Below are 19,599 nucleotides of genomic sequence, written 5' to 3'. Positions count from 1 at the left end.
TTCGACAGGGTGGCAAATATGGGACTACGAACGCAGGAGCAAACCCTAGTCACTCTGGCCAGCCGGCAGGTATGGCCGCAGATCCTGGCCGTATTGAATCGGCGGCCGTCGCGGCTGCTAATCCTCCACAGCGATCACGTGGTGGAGTCCCAACGGCCGGCGGAACAGCTGGCCGCATTTTTCCAGGCTGTCGGAGCTCTTCAATCGGATCAGATCGAGCGGGCTTGCGTGCCTCACAATGACGTCGCCGCATTGCAGGAACGGCTCGAACAGATCATCGGTGACTGCGGCGAGGTCGAGGTTCACATTACCGGTGGCAATAAGCTGATGGCGGTTGCACTCTTAGACTGGGCGACGCGGCGTGGGGTGCCGGCGCTGTACATCGAGCAGAACCACGAGCTGTACCGTATCGAGCTGCGGGGCGGCCGGATGGTGTCCCGCGCCGAGCGGTTGGACCCCACACTGGCTGACGGCTACGACCCACTGGAGCTGGTTCGTTGTCAGCTCGTCGAAAGCGAGCTGGCCGCCGAAGGTGAACTGCTGGAGCTCTCCAAACGATGCCGATCGCTGCCGCTCGGGGAACGAAGGAAGTTATATTCGCAGGCGATCGGAACCGGATCCACTGCCAGGGGTGAGGAGGATCTGAGCCAGTGGCTCTCGATCCGAGGACGACGGCCTGGTCACCGACAACAGGGTGAACATTTGGAGTACGCCGTTGCCTTTGTAGTCCTGAGTCTCGGGGTGTTGAAGGCCAGGAAGGGCATTCAGATTCGACCGGTGGGCAAGATTGGCGAGCGTGATCCCTCGAGCGTGGCGGAGTTTGACACCGTGTTTGTTCATCGAGGGCGGCTGTGGCTGGTGGATTGCAAGGATCGCGAGCCATCGAATGTTTTGCTTGAGAATCTCCGTCGTCATGGGGGGCCCCGAGAAGGGTACGAGGAGGCGTGGCGAAGAGACCTTGGCCGCCTTGCAGGGGAGCTGGAGAGCAGTCAGCAAAAGGTGCTGAAGGAGGACCTTCTACATGCCGCGGAGATCGGAGGGAAGATGGGGCGGGTGGTGTGTGTGCGGCGGGCGCAGCCAACGGAGGATCTTGGGCAGTTTGCCCAGAGCCATGGCGTGACTCTCGTCCGCAAAGCAGAACTGTGGGAGCAGCTTGAAAAGTTGTTGAAGTTGTAAAGGCGCGAGGCCACGCCCGCGCGACGTCCCGCAACGTCTTGTTTCATTGCTGCATCGGCGATGTACGCTTAGACTGCGCGCATTGGCGGGTGAAACTATCTTCGCGGAGAAAGATATGATGAGGCGATCCATGGCAACGACACGGGCGGACGAGCGGGAGACCGTGCTGGTGGCGGTCACGGGCATGTCGCCGGCGATTCTCACCGAGACGGTGTGGGCGCTGGCGCACGAGCGGCCTGCGACGCGAGTACGCCGGGTGATCGCGTTCTGCACCACGCAGAGCGCGGCGTCCATCCGGCGCGAACTGCTCGAATCTGGCGTGTGGGAGCGGCTGCGGCGAACACTGAAGGCCGGCGACGACGAGTTCGTGTTCGGTGACACGGGCGATCACCTGCGAGTGTTCACCCGTCGGGGACACGAACTGGAGGATCTACGAACGCCCGAGGACAACACCGCTGCGGCGGACTTCATTCTCGAGCATCTCCGCGCGTTCGTGGAGAACCCGGACGTGCATGTCGTCGCTTCGATCGCAGGCGGCCGCAAGACGATGGGTGCGCTGATTTACGCGGCGATGACGCTGATTGGACGTGAGACGGACCGCGTCACTCATGTATTGGTGTCGGAGAATTTGGAACGCCGGAGAGAACCGCGATTCTACTTCCCCGCATCGTCACAAGAGGCACGCCAAATCGTGCTGGCCGATATTCCGTTTGTGCCGTTGCGAAACCGCTTTCAGGATCTCGGCAGCATGCCCGGCAGTTTCTCGATGCTTGTGCGCCGGTACGCGCAAACGCTGGTGCAAGATCGCCGTGAGCCGGTCAAGCTTCTGATGGACGACATGGGGCGCCGTTTCCGGGTGGACGTCTCCCCGTGGATCACCCTGCGGCCCCGTGCCTATGCGGTTCTCCGCTTTTGCGTGGATCTCGCCGAGAGGGGGGTTCGGCCTCGGGCGATCAATGTCCCTGAGGAAGAATTTCGAAGCTTCCTAGACCGCCACGGCTGGAGCGCAGCGTTTCCCAACCTGGACATGAGTCAAGACATCCGACGCGAGCTCCATCATATCCGGCGCGTCCTCGCTCAGCACTCGATCAACTGGGGGCCGGGACAGCGTACCGAGGCGCTGGTGTTGCCGCCGTTCAAGCTGGTCATCGCGCGGGGGAACCACTGACATGCTCCAAGCGGTTACGCTCTCCGATCGCTGTGTGACGCTGGCTGGGCGAATCTCTGCGAGTGCTCTTCGTTCATGTGGGAGCTCGAGTGCAGGGGAGGCGATGGCTATCGATTTTCCTGCCTTTACCGGAGAGCCTCTCCAGTTGAAACTTTTCAGCGATTCGGACTCGGCCCTCCTTGCCGCGTCGCTGGGATTCGTTCCAGGGTCAGACAACTTCTTTGTGCTCGAACTTAGTGCTTCGTTCAACCGTCTATATTTTGACCGTTGGTACGTGAATGCGATGGCGAGCGCGTTCCTCCAAAATATGCAAGCTGTGCTGCTCGGCGGGGAATCCGAAAGCGGACCATGCAACGGCAGTGAAATGAGAGCAGGAGAGGAGTGCGATGTGAATGACTCGCTCGCTGCTGGGGCTGCCAATATAGCGAAGCGGCTCCCAGCTCTAGATGTGATTGCGCTCTCTGGCGAGAGTTTGGTCGTCGCCGGCTATGCTCGCGTCGGGAAAGTGCAACCGACTGGCTATACGTGTCCAAGGTGGGCAGCGCCACTGGAGTTTCCAGTGCTCGTCGGCGACCAAGTGCGGCTCTTCGTTGAATGCAACCCGGAGCCGGTGGATGAGGCGATCCGATTCTGCGCCGCCAAGGGGGTTGTGTTAGGTGGCAAGAATTTGATCGCGCTGGAGATGTGTGCTCAGTCCAACCGCCTCCGATGCTCACGGTGGTTTGCGGGAGAAATGGCAAAAGCTTTTGTGGACAACTTGAAGGCTGTTCTCGACAATCGCAACAAGGAGGAGGCTGAGTCGGGAAAGGCAAGCAGAGGCGAATGGTGAGGAGGTTGACAAGGGAGGAAAACAGGCGGCGACTGCCCAGCCCGATCGAAGGGGGGACCATGAGAGCGGACTCCGCACACATCACGGCCATCCTGGATCGTACGGGTTCAATTTGGGGCATCGGGGAGGAAACGATCCAAGGGTTCAATGCGTTTCTGAATCGTCAGAAGGCCGAGACTGGCACCGGGAAACTTACCCTGTTCCGGTTCGATAGCCAAGACCCTATGAGGTGATTCGCTGTTTCTGGCCCATCACCGAGATGCCGGAGCTGACAAATGCCACCGACGTTCCACGCGTGAACACACCGCTGCTGGATGCGATTGGCCGAGACATTCAAGATTTTCGGCAGAATCTGCTCGGTCTACCGGAGTCGGATCGGCCAGCCAAGGTGATCTTTGTTGTCGTGACTCACGGAAAAGAAAACGCCAGCCGCGAGTTTCGCGAGGAACAGATCCTCGCAATGATTCAGGCGCGGTCGGCGAAAGACGGCTGGCAGCTGGTGTTTCTGAGCGCGGACCTTGAGGCGATCGAGGACGCCGGGGCCGTTGGATTCCAAGCGGGCAAGCTCTTCTTGTTTAAGAAAGACGCACAGGGGAGCATGAAGACGTGGAACTGGTTTTCGGAAAATACATCCGCCTACCGGTCTGGGCGCAAGACAAAGTTCGATGTTAATGCCCTGCCTTCTTTCGGAGGAGCAGCTGGCCAATGAGCCTGGGCCCGTATCCCTGTGTTCTTCTGTTCGCGGGCTCCGGCCGACTGATCCTGGCCGGGCGTTTCAGAGTTAGCGAGGTGTTTTTGCCCCTCAGTGTTCCGGCCGGGCGATATCGGCCTTGGGTTCTGGAGGTCTCCGGGCCGCTTGCAGTGGGAGATTACCCGTTGGAGCTCGTAGTGAGCTGGTCCGCCACCTCGGCGAATGAGGCCGCACGCGAGGCGGAGCAGAGAGGGCTGAAGCCAGGCGACCTCAACAGTCTGATGCTCGTCATCGAGCCTGTGGTGGCACGGCGGGGTGGTCAGATGCTTCCTCGTCTTCGGTGCAAAGAGTGGCTCACGGGGCTGGTGGTCGAGCGGCTGTTGAGGCACGAACTTCCGGCGGGGACAGAAGCTGGTAAATGAAGAGCGTGCTCCGATACACCGCATCGGCGCGCCTGTCCGCGTGGTCGGCAGTCTTGGAGCATGACACCGAGTTCGCGGAGCTGTTGGACGCGTTTCTGCGAGAGCACGGTCACGCGACGTTGGAGGCGGATGCGCCGTCAGGGAGTCGGCAAGATGCTGATGTGACTGCATTGGCGGCGGTGTTGGACAAGGTAGTGATCCGTGGGCATCCGACGCTGGTGGACTTTGAGTTTGAGAGCGGGCTACTTGTCAGTCTCGCAAAGAGTAAGCTTTTAACGGTCGCGGACCCTGAAACTCCCCTGACAATTGAGCGGCGGATCACTGGCAAGGCCTTCGCCGCACACTGGGGCCATCTTATTCATGCTGCCGCAGAGCTTAGCCAGCTGCCTCTCGCGGCTCCGGAGGCTGGACCGCATGCGGTGGTGTTGGAGGGAGGGGACGGGGACGGTGCTTGCGAAGAGACACTGTCCCATTTGGTTAAACTTCTGCGGCATCACGTTGGGGCGGGCCCCGAGCACCTCTGGACCAATGTTCAAGTTGGCGATCTGGTGGGTGAGCGGCGTCAGAGCCCGCAGACTGCGGTCGCGCGGCAACAACAGGTACAGCTTGCAGTGCATCGTGGCAAGGTGAAGTGGGCGATCCGTTTGGGGCGCGCATCACCGGAGGACGGTGCGGCTGACGCCGTGCTGAAGGGGGAGGGATGGAACGTGTTCCAGCTCCCCCGGGAGTCGATCCGCGCAGGTTTGGCAGAGTGGTTGGCGGAACGACGGCGCGAATGGACTGCGCAACCGCAGCTGCAATGGCCGACCATCAGCGAAGCCGCTGCTGGTTCGGGGATGCATGTGGCCGCCTATCTTTCGGTTGTGATTCCCCAGGCGGTGCATCGTTGTTTGCGGGGCTGGATCGCCATGTTGCTGGAGGGGCTGATCGTTCCCGGCCGGCCGCAGCGGGTGCTGCTCATTGAGGAGGATGTTCCTGCTGCGGTTGAGGCGTTGCGACAGTTGTGGGTGATGTGGTCGCATCTGCACGAACTGGCACCGTCTACGCCGCCACCGCCGAGCCTGGAGGTGGATCTGATCGGTTCGATGTTCAGTCTGAGTTTGCCCGATGCGATCAAGCTGCGCCAAGTTCCCGCGCCGACGGGAACCTATGACCTCGTGCTTTCACACAGTTTCCGGCTGGCGACCGGTTGGGCAAGCGAGACCGAGCGTGCTGCGCAACTGTCCCCAACCGGCCAGAGAGCGCGTCTGCGGCGGGCAGTCGGGTCCCGCGAGGCGCGTGCCTTGCGGGTTGCCGATCCCTTGCGATATGAGCTCGAGGATGTTGAGTCGGCAGCGACGTCCGACAATCCCTCGCTCGATGAGGTAACCACGAAGAAAACCTCGGCACTCCGGTATTTCCTGCGTCAGCTATTTCGAAAACGAGATTTTTGGGACGGCCAGCTGCGTGTGATATCCCGCCTGTTGCAGCGGAAACACACGGTTGTACTGCTCCCCACCGGCGGTGGAAAATCGTTGACCTATCAGTTCAGTGGACTGCTGCTCCCTGGAATGACGCTGGTGGTGGACCCGTTGGTCGCGTTGATCAACGACCAGCTGGAGAATCTGCAAAGCTTTGCAATCGACATGATTGGTTCGATCTCGAGTCAAACCGATCAAGTCGAGCGGGAGCGGAGCCTGAGCGATCTCGCAGAGGGACGTCTGATGTTTCTCTTTGTTGCGCCGGAGCGGCTGCAGATGCGGGACTTCCGAGCTCAGCTCCAGAGGGCGGTAACGAGGTGTCCGGTCTCGCTGGTGACTATTGACGAGGCGCATTGCGTTTCGGAGTGGGGCCACGACTTCCGGCCTTCCTATCTGCACATGCCGCTCAACGTGCAGCGGTTTTGCGCCGGACCAGACAATCGGCCGCCGACGCTCGTGGGGCTGACCGGCACGGCGTCCTTTGCGGTCTTGACCGACGTGCAGGCGGAACTGGGGATCACCGACGAGCGGGCGGTGGTGGTGCCCCGGTCGTTCGATCGGAAAGAGCTGGTGTTCGAGGTGAAGAAGGTTCGCCGGCGGGACAAATTGCAGGCACTTCTCCAGGTCCGGAGGGCTTTGCCCCAGACACTCGGAGAAAGCCCAGAGACCTTTTTTGAGCTTCGTGGGAGGCAGACCAACAGCGGCATCGTGTTTTGTCCGCACGTCAACGGCCCTTTGGGCGTCAAGGAGGTGGCTCAACGGCTCGGGCATACAGCGATTTTTGCGGGCGAGATGCCCCGCGGCTTTGTCGGGGACATCGCAACCTGGAACCGGCACAAACTCGCGGTGCAGCACGCGTTCAAGCACAACCGGATTCAGGAGCTGGTGGCGACGAAGTCGTTCGGTATGGGTATTGACAAGCCAAACATCCGCTACACGATCCACTATGCAATGCCGCAGTCGGTGGAGGGGTTCTATCAGGAAGCAGGCCGCGCCGGGCGCAACGGACAACATGGATATGCGCGGTGCATCGTTCTGTACAGCGACGACAACTGGGAAACCGGTGTGCAGATTCTAAGCGAGCGCGATCACACGAAGGCCAATTTTCGGCTGGAAACAGTCGATTGGGACTACCGCGGCGACCTCATGGTCCAGCTCTGGCTGCTCCTTAATTCCTACAAAGGACGTGAACAAGAAACAGCGAATGCCGTTCAGATGTGGAGATTCCTTCATGCTTCCGTCGCGGGCCTACCCGTGGGGGCGATCAACTTGGCTCGCGTTCCGTTTGGGGCGATGGGAAGCCGGGACGCGACCGAGAAGGCGATTTTCCGATTGGTGCTGCTTGGCGCGGTGGAGGATTACACGGTGGACTGGCCGCAGCAGATCTTCGAAGTCAGTGTCCGACATGCTGGCGTGGAAACTGTGCGCCAGCATCTGGCGCAGTACATTGGCAAATACAAGTTTCCGCAGCACGTGGAGACGTTGCTGGCGAACGTTCCAAGTGGGCCGCTATCCGCGGCGATTGAAACCGCCGCGCGGGTGCTGGTGGATTTCATTTATGATGAGATTGTCGAGAGACGGAAGCAGGCCCTGCGCACGATGGGCGAGCTGTGCCGCAATTTTCGTAGTGACGCCGAATTCCGAGAGGCGATCCTCGCATACTTGCAAGAGTCGGAGTTCACCGAGCCGCTCAAGAAATGGTTGCGACGCCCCTTCGCGGAGATTGGTTTGCGGGAGGTGACGGAGATGTTGCAGAGCGCGCAGACTCTTGATCAGATCAAGCGGATGCTTGGAACGGTGCGGCGGTTGCTAGACGAGGAGCCGGACAATCTTGCATTGCGATTGATCTCGGTTTGTGCGCGCGCCATCTGCCCAACGGAGACTGACGAGGGGATCCTCGAAGAAGCAATGCTGCTATTCGGCCACATGCAGCAGGAGGGACAGATCTCCCGGAGAGCTGCGGCGAAGGCGTGGATGTTTGTGTTCAATCATCTTGTTGAGCACCGGCCACAGGCCGCAACTGCGACGGCGGAGCGGCTGCTCCGAACAACCGGCGATCGCTGGCTTGCCGGCCTCTTGCTCGCAACACCCGTCGGTGCACAGGGGCCGGTCCGTAAGTTTGCGCTTGGTCTGCTCGCCGCGGCGATTTTGAAGCCAGTACTGGCATGCGGATTCTGGCGAACGGCGGGGACAAATTAGACGGAGAACACAATATGACCGACTACTTTGAACAAGCCGAACAAACCATCGCGCAGGTGATTGAAGAGCTGAACCGCCTGAAGTCCGCCGCGGCGCTGCTAGAGGGCAGCCGACAGACGGCGGAGAAGGTCGTAGATACGGGCGCAAAAATCGTCGCGGGGACCCACCAACTGCTCCAGCACCTTCATGCGGCCGTCCAAGGATTGAACGAGTTAGCTTCGAAGATTGCTGAAGAGCGAGCGGTTCTGACCAGTAATATTCAGAAGACGTTGAAGACCCATGCGGCGGCGATGAGCGAGACGCGGAATGTCATCGAGCCGTTGGCGGTGTTGACGAATCTTCCCGGTGAGGTTCAGGCACTTCAACAGCAGATCGACAGCGGTATTCAAGGTCTGAGCAGCAGCATCGAAAATCTGCGACAACATGGCACGGCGCTTGCTCATAAGCTTGGACAGCGCGTCAAGATTGCGATCATTGTGAGCGGAGCGGCCACGCTGCTAGCTTTGCTCAGTTGGATCGCTGCGTTGAAGTGACGGGGGCGGGCGAGCCGATGTCCGGAAGGAAGGGGGAACAGGAATCAGTAAAAAAGCAGGATGACGAAGCGAACAAAGCCGTGACGGAGGCCAACGCTCGAGAGCCGGGAAACCGCATCGGAGCTCGCGGGGGAACATGGCTCGCCGCGCCAGCCGGCGCGGTGACTGCGCGGCTGCATTCAAAGCGGTGAATGCCCGCGAAGCGGGGCTGGTGGCGCAAAGAGACGAGCTTGAAACGCACCTTGCGGAAGCCCCGCGATGGAAGCCGAGTTTGAGGCGTATCTGGCTGAGAAGGCGGCGGAGAAGGCAGAGATAAAAGCTCAGGATGAGGCGTACATCGCGGAGGGAGCGGCGGCGGAAGCCTAAGTCGAGGCTGCGATTCAGAGGGTAGGAAAAGACGGCACCGCATTCCGACGAGAGACTCCGGGGCGCGACGCGTGACACCGGTGTTGCCCGTGAACACAAAGGAGGAAGTGCAAACATCTTGAAGACTCTTCCGTAGGCGCAACGAGTGAATGTGGCCGCCGATCGTTCAACTCTTTGTGCAGCCGGTAAGTTGGCCGCCGTGCCATTCAGCTCGGAGGGAAAAAGAATGAAGGATGAATACCTGTTCTCGCGAGTGTTCGCGGTACCTCTTGTTTGTTCTTGGCTGATCGGGCGCGCGCACTCGGCCGACGAAGCTGTACGAGTGGATTCGTGTGTGCAGGATCAAGCAGCGTTGGCGGACGACGCTTGTGCGATCGTCGCGGTCCGTGATGCCGAAGGGCGTGAGATCAAACAGGGCAGTGGGTTCTTTGTGAACTCTAACGGCTGGTTTGTGACCGCGTACCACGTCATCGAAGGGGGATACAACGGGTGGATTCGGACCCGTGACGGACGCCAGCACGCGGTGTTGAATGTGATCAACGTGTGGCCGCGCGGCGACCTTGCGGTGCTGGCGACCGGCTGTTCGAACACCAAGTGGCTTGCGGTTGCCGATCCGCGCGAGACGGCCGTTGGCATGGATCTGACTCTTCTCGGGGCTCCAGACGGGGCGGGATGGAGTCGAACGAGCGTGAAGGTGCAGGCGATCGTCGAAGAATTTGGAGTCCGCCTTTTGCAGTATGCGGTGTCGCCGGCGCGTCAGATTCCAGCTTCGGTCGCGCCGATGATGTTCCATCCAGTGGTAACCGTCGAGGCTCCCGCGTCTTCGCTGAGCGGGACCGGGCCGGGCAGCTCAGGTGCACCGGTTTTTGACGCGGCCGGCCGGGTTCATGCGGTGCATTCCAAATGGCAGCCGCAGCAACTTCTTGGGCGCAACGGCCAATGGCAGCTTTCGTGGAGTCCGCCCAAGATTCGGGGTGTTCACAGCAGCGAGGTGATTCGTCTGCTTTCCGCGCCGCTGCGCCCCACGCCGATGAGCCGGCTCGGCTCGATGGCGAATGATGCGTTCCTGGCCAACGTGCTGCTTGCGACCTGCGCAATCACCGACCCCATTTTGCGGGATATTCGGAGCGCTATGGGCCGGGCGCAAACCATCACGCGCTCCAAGGATGTTCGGCGGGAGGTCATCGGCGTGGGTGGCCAGCGTTACACGACCGTCAGCGAGAGCGTGTTGGTCGCCCCGCCGGATGTCAGCATCAAGATGAGGGAGTTCGAGTGGCTTCAATGGCTTCTGGAGAGTGTTCTGGCGGCGAGGAGGGCGACCGACCCGCAGCTGCAGAAAGCGCTCGAGCACTGGCGGCATACGCACGGCTATCTTCAAAGGGCGATCGAGAGCGTTGGGGCAGGGCGTCGCGGTTCTCCGTCGGAAATTGATGCGGCCCTCGATCATGTCCGCACCGACTTTAAGAACGCGAACGACTCGATGTTTTTTGCGCTCGAAGCTGCATGGGTCGTATGGCAGCGGTACTCGGGTTGGTCAACACAGCCGGCGCTGTTTGAGGAGGGAGTCGTGCGGGCGGCGCAGCAATATTACCGTGAATGCAGGTTGGAATTATAAGGGACGCGCTATTAGCGCGAGCTGAATCTGGTCGGGAGCGCGAGCGTCGGGATTTCCTTCAGGCCTGCGTTCGTGTGGGTTTTTCCTCGCGCGGTGCGGCCTTCAGGATCCACCTTTGGCGACATCAAAAGTTCCTCGGGTATTTGAGTGTGTGGTCAAAAAGTGCGGGGGGACATGTCCGTGGTGGGCGAAGTGTACCCTGGGGTAGGCGAGCGCGGCAACGGCGCATCGAACCTGCGCTCGCGGGATTGGGCCAGTTGGTGCAACAACCGGCGACGTCAACCATCCTCGCCACGGATCACAGTCGACGTATCCGGCACGCATGGCTCGTCTCGCGGAGTTCCGGCCCCCCTGTGCCGATCGTGAGGTGTCTTTGTTCCCACGATCGTCCGGGACTGTTGTGGTGGGGTTACTTACTCGGCAAGGAACGAGCGCGTCTCGGTGAACCTGAGCTGGCCGTTCTTGATGACCCGACGTACAACCGTGAAAGGGCCGGGTGTTTCCGGCACGTCGAACGGGACAACCCATTCGTAGCGGTGCCCCGGGGCGACAGTGAGTCGGCCGGCCTTGCGCGCCAGCGTTTTGCCCTCTCGCCGGACTTCCAGCTCCCAGTCGAGCAGGTCGCCGTTCCACTCTTCGTTGAACAGTACGAGCCGACGCTGAACCGTTGAGCCGGCGGCCAACACGGGCAATGGACCGCCCGGGCGCAAGGGTGCGATGCCGAGTTCGTCATAGTCGCGGTCGAACAGCGCGACGGGGAGATTCGAGTTTTTCACGATTTCGACGCGCCAGGAGCCGGGCGGCTCGGTGCGGGTCCAAAACAATGTTTTCGGGCGGAAGTCAGCGACACCCAGGTATCGAAGTCCACGATTCCAAAGGCCGAACCAATCTTTGGTGTTTTCCGCGCGCGCCTGCCGGGCCGCCGGAGTGTCGCCCATGCCGGGAGCGGTGACCGAGGTCTGGAAGTACTCGCCCACCGCCACCGGTTTGCCCGGCACCAACAGCCGCCGCCACGCGTACAAACTGGCTCGAGGGTTGTCCGGAGCAAGGCCGGGGTAGTGGTAGGAAATGATGTCCTCGTCCCGCACTTCGCTGTTCCCGTGATAGACGATCGGTCGAGTGGGGTCGTGCGCGCGGGCGACGGCGCCGATGGCCTTGAGCTCGTCGACGGACAGTCCTTGATGGTTTTTGTATTTCGGCCCCATCTCGTTCACAACGCTCCATTGGACGATGCTGGGATGATGACGCCGGGCTCGGATCCACCGCGAGATCCACTGGTGGACGTTTGCAAGATATTCGGCTTTGGCGCGTTCTGGCATCGGAGCGCGAGGGTCGGGGCGGCCATAGACAGCGCTCTCACAGACGATGAAGAGGCCGACTTCATCCGCCAGTTCATAACAGTAGCCGGGTGCCGGATGCATGTGCCACCGGAGTGCGTTCATGCCAAGGTCCTGCTTGAGAATGCGATAGGTTTCCGGCAGCCCCGCAGGAGTCTGCATCTCGGGGGGGATGTATCCGCCGTACCCGATGTAATCACCGCGGAGTGTGGTGGGGATACCGTTGAGCGCAAACCGGTCACCGGCCACCACAAACTCCCGGAAGCCAAACCTTCGGTGTTCCCAGTCGAGAGTGCGGCCATTTTGCACAACCCGGCTAGCCAGCACGTAAAGGTGCGGAGTGTCAGGTGTCCACAACTGCGGATCGCTCCACGGGAGGTCGGCGATGAAACTTCTCGTTTCACCAGGGGCCAGGCGGGCCGTGAGGGGCGGCCAGCTTTTTTCCGCGGGGCCAAGCTCCTGGCTGTGGAGGGCCGACCAGCGGTGAGCAGCCGGATGAACTTCGACGGTCTGAGGCTCTGCGGTCGCGTTGTGGAGCGTGTACTCAACCCTCAGACGCCGCTCCCGCACACTCGGCTGCGGGAACGCGTCGCGAATGCTGACGGGCCCATATGCGCGCAGCCAGACGTCGTCTGCGATGCCGGTCCAGCGGTCGTCGAGTTTCTGGCTGCCCACAGGCCACCGTTCCCAACCATCCGCTCCGAGGGTCCGGGGGCCTCGCATGCCCTCGATTTCAACGCGCAGTTGAAATGCGGAGCCTGGCTCCACAAGCCGAGTGACATCCACCGCGAATGGGATCCACGCGCCCACGTGTGAGGCGACATGCCGGTCGTTGATGAAGACGTCGCAGGCAAAGTTGACCGCGGCGAATTCGATGAGGAGTTGTTTTCCTCGGAACTGGTCGGGCACGACGACCGTCCGGGCGCAAGTGATTTTGGGTATCGGGTTGCGGTGGCCGCCATAGACGGGCACATGACCGCCAGTTGGCCATTCGCCTGCAAGGGAAATCTGCTCACGCAGCGGCGGCGGCGCCGCCTTTAGTTCGCCCGCTCCGCGGAGCAGAAGAACGGCGAGCGGCAGTGTTATGGTCAGGATACGGCAGGAGCTGATCATCGGTTCAAAGATCCACCGCGACGACTTCGTGGGCGTCAATTTTCGGGACGGTGACGGTCAGCACTCCGTTGTCCTCCTGCACCGGTAGCGTTTGGCCGGCAACGAGCAACTTTACCCGTTTGGCGGTTGTACCCCGGGGCAAACGCAGATGCACCGTTTGCGGCGGCAGTGGGATGAACTCTCGCAGGTACCCGCGCATGGTCATGGCGGTGCCGAGGTTGACCATATGCACGGTGATGGAGTTCGCTTGTCGCCAGAGCGTCACGTCCATCAATCCCGGCCCGGTGACGGTGACCACAGGCGGTTCGTTGAGCGCCCAGTGAAACGCGTTGCGCAAAAGGCGGGCATGATCTTCGATGAGCAATTCCCAGAATGTGCGGTCAATATCGCCCGGAAAGTACACCACTCGGCCGTTACCGAACTGGCGCAGGAACACCAGCGGCGTATCCGTGCGTTCAACGCGCGGATAGAGTTCCTCCATGGGGAGGCTCGGGAAGGGGGGGATAAAGGTGAGGGGAACCGAGTCCAATGGTGCGGTCGGCACGACGACCACGCGATGGACCGTGTTCACGATGCGCTCCGTACCCTCGAAGCCCTGCAAGAGGGGATGAAGGGGAGTGCCTGCTGGGCCTCGGACCAGGCGCATGAACGAATTGTTCATCGGACCGGACGAACGCGCGGACATCTTCACACCGAATAGGTCAGCGAGGCCGAAGTCTTTGCGCGGGCGCCCATCTTCGTCAAACAGCGAGGTCTGGTAGGTCGCCAGCAGACTGCCGCCACGTCGGACAAACTCGCGCAACTGGGCGCATTGCCGGTCCGAAAGACAGGTGATGTTCGGCAGCACCAGCAGCTTGAACGGCTGCAGGCGTTCGGGTTCGAGCAGGCCGTCGTGGACAAACTCGAAGGGGATACGCGCTTCCAGCAGGGCCTGATACATCCCCAGCTGAGAATCGGTGTACCACTGCCCGTCCAGCACATGGGATTTCTGGGAGAACACCATACCCACGCGCGCCAGCGGAGTCTCGTTGCGCAGATATGGCTCATTGGCGTGGTGCCACCCAAAGAGCTTTTCCACCGTGGGGACCCAGCGTGTGTCCGCTACCGTCGCTCCTGTCTTGCCGATGGATGGCCGAATGCCGTTGGCCACCGCATCGACGAACCAGGCCGTGATCTCGGCGGGTCCGTGCGTCGAATCAATCCAGCGGTACTGTGATTGCGGACCAAAGGCGAAGCCCGCGCCGAGCGGTTTGCGACCGAGCACGGCGCGGAATTCTTTCGCCGCGATACCAATGACCCATACCGGCTCGTTGGTGCGCCGCCCCTGGCGATCGGCGGTCAAATAGACGGCTCGGTTGGCAAAACGCACCATGTCCAGTACGCGGCGCATGTCGGGTCCCATGTTGGGAATGAAGCGCGCGTGTGGGTTGTGCCGGCGAACAACGCTGTCCCACAGGTCCCAAAGCGCAAACAGCCGTTCCTCACGCCACTTGGCGTAGTCCCGCCAGACCGGATCACGTGGGTTGATCTCCCAGTCCATTGGCGGGCGCGGCCCCGCTTCCTTTGGCATGCGCGGCAGTGCGGCGTGACCCGTCGCCTCGCGGAAGAGCCGTTCGCAATGTTCGCAGTAGCACATGCCGGAGCCGGGCCACCGGTTCGCAAACACCCCATCCACGCGGTACGTGGCGACAATTTCCTCGATGATCTTCGGCATGTATTCGAAGTTCATCGGCCCCAACGCGCACGTCAGCCAGTAGTCTGGTGAGTGAAAGTGGCGTCGCTTGTTGCCATTGGCATCCACCGCGAGATAGTCCGGGTGGGCGTCGGCGAAGTCCTGGTGCACTGCATGGGGGTCCACTCGGGCGACCACGACCATTCCGAGCTTGCGGCATCCATCCACCGCCTCGCCGAACAAATCCCGCTCGCCCAGCCAACGGCTCCGGTGATGCAGCGGCACCTTCGTGGGGTAGTAGGCGACCGCGCCGCCCGCGCTGAGCACCACCGCGTCAAAGTGCGCCCGCCGGTAAAGGTCGAACCACCACTGGAGATCCACCTTGGGCGGATCCGTTTCCACAAACGTCAGATTGGCCCACCGCATCGGGCGCTCGGCCCATCCCTCGACCGTGAAGGGGCGCGTGTTCGTCACCCGGCTGTCCGCAGAGAACGAACGTGGCGCCGCCACGGAGATACCCGCGAGGGACAACAATTCGAGAAATCCACGGCGGTTCATCGTGAAGCGGCTGGTCATCGTTCCCTCGACCCTTTGCTCGTCGTCAATGCTCTGGCGGAGGCTGCGTTGTGTGACCCCGCACCGCGAAAGCTAGTCATGGACGTTTCGCCCGGCTCCGTCAAGCAAGGAAACGACGTCCCCGCCTCTCCGGTGGTCCCAATCATCGCTACCGCCCGAATCCCGGCCTCCAGAATCTCGGAGTGCAGGCCGCTGTGAGCGCGACGAAGGCCAAGAAGCTGTGCCTTACCGGCGAAGTCGCCGAACCGGCCAATCCCCAGCAGGACAATGGAGAAGACCGAGGGCCGGTTTGAGGCCAGGTTTCTTCCGTGCGCAGGAACGTCGCGTTACGGTCGCAAGCTCACCAGAACTGTGTCGTTCCCCACCGATCCAGACGTCGTTCTTAACAGCCTCCGCGAGGAGTGCCCCATCCGATCACGACGTCATGCGGCTTGCTGGGCGCGGTGGTCAGTGGAGGTTGCCATGCTTCGACCGTGGCTGCGCGATACGTGGTGCGGTTTTTGGTCGTGTTCGAGCCCTTGAATTTATCGCACCTTCGGGTACGGTCCCGGCGAGAGAGCGCCGCCGTCCGTTGGCTGCTGAGTGCTGGGGGGCCCTCGGGTTTTTCCGCGGCTGCCTACGCAGCTGGCCTCACGGGTACCGCCATTCGGCAACGGTATCGAACATCGCGACGATGTTCTCGACCGGCGTTTCCTCGAGGATGTAGTCGTGGCTGGCGCCGGCGACGTAGCCGCCGCCGGGGGCCATGATGTCGAGCACTTCGCGCGTACGCTGGCGGACGAAGTCCGGTGTGCCGTTGATGAGCACGTGATGCGAATCAATTGCGCCGTTGAAGAGAATCTTCGAGCCGTAGCGCGACTTCAGTGTGCGCAGATCCATGCCCACGCAACTTGGTTGGACGGCGTGTAGACCGTCGAGGCCGGCTGCAATCATCGCTGGGATCAGCGGTTCGAACCCGCCACAGCAGTGGAGCTGGACCTTCAGATTGTACGCGTGGCCGAGGTCAATGAGGCGCTTCAGATGCGGCAAAATAAACCGCTCAAATTCCGCGGGGCCGAGCAAGGGGCCGGTCTGACTTCCAAAATCGTTGCCGATGAAAAACACATCGATCACGTCAGCGGCGGCATCAAAGATGCGCCGGCTCACGCCGGCGTAGTAGTCCACCACATGCTGAAGGACCGCATCCACGATCTCCGGCTCGTCGAACATTTTGAAGTACAGGTTCTCCATGCCGAGCAGGTCGATGAGGTCGTGCCAAAAGGGCGACCAGTCTCCTCCGAGGATGGCATACTGGCGCTTCCATTTGAGCGCGTCCGCGCGAATGTGCGAGACATCCTGCCAGTTTGGATCCGGCCATGGATATTCGTGCACCTCGCGGAGCGTCGCGTGGGCGAGTGGATGGTTGAGGGGCTGTCCGTATCCGTAGCCGGCTCGTTCCACACCGAAGATGGTGCGTGAGACTGCGCCGGGCGACAGCGGAAACTCGGGGCCCGCGTAGCGGGCAAACACGCGGCGAAAGTCGTCGCCAATCCGCACGAAAAAACTTTCGTCATCGGGAAGGTTCAGCTCTCGGCGGGCTTTGGCGAGAAACTCCGGCGAAGCGCCGCACCAGCGTGGCACAACATCCGGTTCGACGTGCGCGAAAGCGGCCAGCACTCGTTCGCGTGAGGTCATCGCGCTAGTCCAGGTGGAAAACTTCTTCCATTTCCGCCCACCATTCGTTGGGTTTGCGATCGGGCAGCGGCTGCTGGCAGGGATTGCAAACGGCCCACCAGCGCTGCGTTTCGGGATCGGCCGCCATCTTCGCCATGTCGGCGGCGAAGTCATTGCCGGTGTATTCAAGGTAGCTGAAGAGGTAGTAGTTTCCGTCCGGCAAGCGGCGCAGAAAGATCGAGTAGTTCCGGATGTTGCACGCCTTGATCATGTTCAACACGCCGGGCCAGACTGCCGCGTGCAGGCGTTTGTACTCCTCCATTTTTTCCGCGCGTAGGCCAATCACCCACCCGTAGCGTTTCATGGCGGTACTCCCAGGTTGCAGTTACAGGATGGTCAGGTCGTGGAACCAGCGTCAAGAGTGGCGAGGGGTTCCGCCAGCCACGCCCCGGGTGCGCGCCGTCGGCCGCCGGTGTGTGGCCAGGGCCGGTGTGGAGCGGGCCAGCCGCTTCTCCGGCCGACGGCGGGCAGCAGTCGCAGCGCGCAAGGGTGCGGGCGGGATGGAGGGTGAGGGTTGTTGCTCTCAGGTCGGCTTTGCGGGGCATGCGGGGGGGGAAGCGCCGAATCAACGGCGCCGCCGGGCGCGATGCGCGCTCAACATGGGGGCTCCCGTTTTGCCGTCAGCCTTGTTACAGTATCGGCGCAAGCCCAAGGAGAGCCACGATGAAACGGTGGTGGTGTGTCGCAGTGGGAATCGCTTGCGCGGCGTGGGGCTCGACGTCGGAATTTCCTTATGCGGAGGGGCCATTTCGCCCGGACCTCGCCTCGCTGGCCGCGTACCGATGTCCGGACTGGTTTCGCGATGCGAAATTTGGCATCTGGTCCCACTGGGGACCGCAAGCGGTTCCGGAACGGGGTGACTGGTACGCGCGCAAAATGTATCAGGAGGGGACGCCGGTCTACCGGGATCACCTGGAGCGGTGGGGGCATCCATCGAAGCATGGCTACAAGGATCTGCTGCCGCTGTGGCGGGCTGAACGGTGGGACCCCGATCGGCTGATGGCGCTCTATCGGCGGGCGGGCGCGCGGTACTTCGTGAGCATGGCGTCGCATCACGACAACTTTTTTCTTTGGGACTCTGCGTTGCACCGGTGGACGTCGGTCCGGGTGGGGCCACAGCGCGACGTGGTTGGGGAGTGGCAGGCGGCGGCACGCCGGCACGGCATGAAGTTTGGGGTCTCGGAGCATCTGGGCGCCAGTTTCACCTGGTTCCAGGTTGCTCACGGCATGGACACCTCCGGCCCGTTGGCCGGCGTGCGATACGATGGTGCCCATCCGGAGTTTCAGGACCTGTACCACTGGCCGGCGGACCCGGACGACACCGGCTGGTACAGCCGTGATCCGCGGTGGCACCGGCGCTGGTATGCGGTGATTCGCGAGTTGGTGGACCGCTACCAGCCGGATCTGTTGTACACCGACGGCGGAGTGCCGTTCGGGCCCGGTCGCGATGCGGCCGGCCTCAGCATGATTGCCCATTTCTACAACAGCAGCGCTGCGCGGCACGGGGGTGTTCCGCAGGTGGTCTACACCTGCAAACAGCGCGGTGCGGAGGGGCGATGGGTGGAAGATATCGAACGCGGCGTCATGCCAACGATTCTTCCCCACCCATGGCAGACGGACACCTCGATCGGCGACTGGTACTACAACCGCGATTGGAAATACCGACCGGTGAGGTGGGTGATTCATCTGCTGGTGGATATCGTCAGCAAGAATGGCAATCTCCTCCTGAACGTTGTGCAGCGACCGGATGGATCGCTGGACCCCGAGGTGGAGCAGCAACTCGAGGATCTTGCGCAGTGGTTTGATGTGCACGGCGAGGCGATTTACGGGACGCGCCCCTGGGCGGTGTATGGAGAGGGGCCGACGCGTGTACGGGGCGGCGGGTTCAAGGAGGACTTTGCGTTTGGTCCGGCGGACGTCCGGTTCACGACGAAGGGGCAGACGCTGTACGCCATTGCACTGGGCTGGCCGACGAACGGTTTGATGGTCGTTCGTTCGCTCGCGCGCGCGGCGGGAGAGATTCACCAGGTGGAGTTGTTGGGTGGGGCTGCGCCGCCCGCTTGGCGCCAGACCGAGAGTGCGCTGGAAGTCGACGTGCCCACAACGCCGCTGAACCCGTGGACCTGTGCGTTACGCATTCGCGGTGTGAACCTCCGGCCGGCTCCCGTGCCGGTGGAGCCGACGATCGTTGCACCGGATCGGAATGGAGCATTTCGGCTGGATCCCGATGACGCCGACCTGCACGGCGAGCGTCTGCGCGTGGAGTCCTACGGTTCACATGCGAACATTGGATACTGGGATCGCGCCGATGAGTTTGCGGTGTGGCGGATCCGGGTGCCGACCGCGGGCGTCTGGCGAGTGGTTGTCGAGGCGGCGACGGTACATGAGGGCAGCGGCTGGGCGATCGAGGCGGCCGGCCAGACGCTGCGAGCAAACATACCGCCGACACGCGCCTGGGATGTGTTTCGTACCTTTGAGGCGGGCCGGCTTCGTGTCGAGACTGCCGGCGTGTATGAGGTGAGAGTGCGCCCGCTGGATGCGGCAACATGGCGGGCGATCAATTTGCGGAGCGTGCGTCTGACGCCCGTGAAATAGTTCCGCGACCGCGGGTTCGCTAAGCGGCATGGCGGCGATGCGGTTCATTGGCCCGGCGGTGCGATGAACCTCGGCGGAGGGCATCGCGGCGGGGTGGGAAGCTGTCTGCCTCATGTCCGTTCGCATCGGACAGA

13 protein-coding genes are annotated in these 19,599 nt (G+C 61.9%); 9 read left to right on the top strand and 4 right to left on the bottom strand.

Going from position 1 to position 19,599, the window contains the following annotated elements; genetic code table 11:
• Positions 1-18 precede the first annotated feature (18 nt).
• From N2652_11745 to N2652_11710, 8 genes are all read left to right on the top strand, one after another.
• Positions 19-1,176, top strand: coding sequence for a hypothetical protein (locus N2652_11745; protein MCX7819858.1), 1,158 nt, complete (start codon positions 19-21; stop codon positions 1,174-1,176).
• A gap of 130 nt (positions 1,177-1,306) precedes the next feature.
• Positions 1,307-2,344 (top strand): CRISPR-associated ring nuclease Csm6, encoded by a 1,038-nt coding sequence (gene csm6 / locus N2652_11740; GenBank protein ID MCX7819857.1) that lies wholly within the window; start codon positions 1,307-1,309, stop codon positions 2,342-2,344.
• Between the two features lie 103 nt (positions 2,345-2,447).
• Positions 2,448-3,173, top strand: a complete 726-nt coding sequence (locus N2652_11735) for a hypothetical protein (GenBank protein MCX7819856.1) — start codon at positions 2,448-2,450, stop codon at positions 3,171-3,173.
• 259 nt (positions 3,174-3,432) lie between these two features.
• Positions 3,433-3,882, top strand: coding sequence for a hypothetical protein (locus N2652_11730; protein ID MCX7819855.1), 450 nt, complete (start codon positions 3,433-3,435; stop codon positions 3,880-3,882).
• Positions 3,879-4,286 (top strand): hypothetical protein, encoded by a 408-nt coding sequence (locus N2652_11725; protein MCX7819854.1) that lies wholly within the window; start codon positions 3,879-3,881, stop codon positions 4,284-4,286. The genes N2652_11730 and N2652_11725 overlap by 4 nt, the downstream gene beginning before the upstream one ends.
• Positions 4,283-7,945, top strand: coding sequence for a RecQ family ATP-dependent DNA helicase (locus N2652_11720; GenBank protein ID MCX7819853.1), 3,663 nt, complete (start codon positions 4,283-4,285; stop codon positions 7,943-7,945). Before N2652_11725 ends, N2652_11720 begins: the two co-directional genes overlap by 4 nt.
• Positions 7,946-7,959: 14 nt before the next feature.
• The gene (locus N2652_11715; GenBank protein ID MCX7819852.1) at positions 7,960-8,478 is read left to right on the top strand and encodes a hypothetical protein; all 519 of its coding nucleotides are present in this window, start codon (positions 7,960-7,962) and stop codon (positions 8,476-8,478) included.
• 511 nt (positions 8,479-8,989) lie between these two features.
• A complete protein-coding gene (locus tag N2652_11710; GenBank protein MCX7819851.1) occupies positions 8,990-10,459 on the top strand; it encodes a serine protease in 1,470 nt (489 codons plus the stop codon).
• A gap of 413 nt (positions 10,460-10,872) precedes the next feature.
• Here N2652_11710 and N2652_11705 read toward each other — a convergent pair whose 3' ends face one another.
• The 4 genes from N2652_11705 to N2652_11690 form a co-directional block, all read right to left on the bottom strand.
• A complete protein-coding gene (locus tag N2652_11705; protein ID MCX7819850.1) occupies positions 10,873-12,909 on the bottom strand; it encodes a hypothetical protein in 2,037 nt (678 codons plus the stop codon).
• Positions 12,910-12,913: 4 nt separating this feature from the next.
• Positions 12,914-15,139 carry a beta-galactosidase trimerization domain-containing protein gene (locus tag N2652_11700; GenBank protein ID MCX7819849.1) on the bottom strand — a complete coding sequence of 742 codons (2,226 nt, stop codon included), beginning with the start codon at positions 15,137-15,139 and terminating at the stop codon, positions 12,914-12,916.
• Positions 15,140-15,787: 648 nt separating this feature from the next.
• Positions 15,788-16,831, bottom strand: a complete 1,044-nt coding sequence (locus N2652_11695; protein ID MCX7819848.1) for a hypothetical protein — start codon at positions 16,829-16,831, stop codon at positions 15,788-15,790.
• 4 nt (positions 16,832-16,835) lie between these two features.
• Positions 16,836-17,174 carry an L-rhamnose mutarotase gene (locus tag N2652_11690; protein MCX7819847.1) on the bottom strand — a complete coding sequence of 113 codons (339 nt, stop codon included), beginning with the start codon at positions 17,172-17,174 and terminating at the stop codon, positions 16,836-16,838.
• 359 nt (positions 17,175-17,533) lie between these two features.
• Here N2652_11690 and N2652_11685 point away from each other — a divergent pair, with 359 nt between their 5' ends.
• Positions 17,534-19,465 carry an alpha-L-fucosidase gene (locus tag N2652_11685; protein ID MCX7819846.1) on the top strand — a complete coding sequence of 644 codons (1,932 nt, stop codon included), beginning with the start codon at positions 17,534-17,536 and terminating at the stop codon, positions 19,463-19,465.
• The last annotated feature ends 134 nt before the right edge of the window (positions 19,466-19,599 follow it).

It is taken from the genome of Kiritimatiellia bacterium, assembly GCA_026417735.1.
GTDB lineage: Bacteria > Verrucomicrobiota > Kiritimatiellia > PWTM01 > PWTM01 > CAACVY01.
This window is presented reverse-complemented; position numbering and strand designations above follow the sequence as displayed.